The following is a 574-nucleotide window of genomic DNA, read 5'->3' as shown; positions in this document are numbered from 1 at the left end:
TCATAATATTCATCATATACATACTCATGTTTTCTCATATATCCGCTTTTTGTTCTGGGACGTGTATAAGGCATTACTGGTCGAATATCTTGATCTGATAAGTATTTTGCGATATAAGGTGTTTTATATCCAGCATCTACTACGACTGCACTTGGCTTTTCCACTTTCTCGATTACTTGATTAACTATCTTATCTAACACTTTACTATCATGTACATTGGCTCCTGTAACAAGTGTACCAAGAACAAATCCGTTTAGATCGCAAGCTGTATGAAATGAGTATGCAAAGAGTTTTTCTCTCTCGTCCTTAACAAAATACCCACTCTCTGATATGATCCCCTTATAGTAGACAGAAAAAAGAAAAACCATTAGTCTGTCTATTATGGAGGGGATTTTTCTATGGGTAAAATTCGAAACACATATGATGTAGCATTCAAAAAGAAAGCAGTGGATATGTATAAGAATGAAGGAATGGGATACAAAACTGTGGCTAAAAAGTTGGGTATTGATCATTCTATGGTTCGTCGATGGGTTCATCATTATGAAAACGAAGGAATGAAGGGACTTGAAGAAAA

At 35.2% G+C, this 574-nt stretch carries 1 protein-coding gene and 1 pseudogene; one reads left to right on the top strand and one right to left on the bottom strand.

The genetic code is table 11. The features are described from left to right. Positions 1-326 (bottom strand): annotated as a pseudogene (locus BHF71_RS11085) (transposase); the annotation flags it as partial. 72 nt (positions 327-398) lie between these two features. Between BHF71_RS11085 and BHF71_RS12510 the strand changes: the two are divergent. Further along, on the top strand, positions 399-574 hold a 176-nt coding region (locus BHF71_RS12510), incomplete at its 3' end, for a helix-turn-helix domain-containing protein (protein ID WP_141705318.1).

The sequence above is a fragment of the Vulcanibacillus modesticaldus genome, from assembly GCF_001730235.1.
In the GTDB taxonomy this organism is placed as follows: Bacteria; Bacillota; Bacilli; order Tepidibacillales; family Tepidibacillaceae; genus Vulcanibacillus; species Vulcanibacillus modesticaldus.
The sequence above is the reverse complement of the archived record's forward strand: the minus strand, read 5'-3'. Positions and strand labels throughout refer to the sequence as shown.